Here is a 225-nt window from a genome sequence, read left to right as displayed (position 1 = left end):
GCTGGCATTCCAGAGATTCGATAAGCTGACTACCAACGCTTGCTTTTCGAAAACACAAATGCAAAAAAGCCCCGACATTTCTGTCGAGGCTTTCGAAAGTGGCAGGGGTGGAGAGATTCGAACTCCCAACACGCGGATTTGGAATCCGCTGCTCTGCCAATTGGAGCTACACCCCTGTAGTTTTTTTAAAGACTTAACTTTGTCTGAAGAAGTGGCGGAGCGGAC

General features: G+C 48.4%; 1 tRNA gene. It reads right to left on the bottom strand.

What is annotated here, in order from left to right:
* Positions 1–99: 99 nt before the first annotated feature.
* Positions 100–176, bottom strand: a tRNA-Trp gene (locus ABT56_RS23095).
* Between the last annotated feature and the right edge of the window lie 49 nt (positions 177–225).

The organism is Photobacterium aquae, assembly GCF_001029445.1.
GTDB lineage: Bacteria > Pseudomonadota > Gammaproteobacteria > Enterobacterales > Vibrionaceae > Photobacterium > Photobacterium aquae.
Note: the sequence above shows the minus strand (reverse complement) of the source record. Positions and strands in the feature narration are given on the sequence as shown.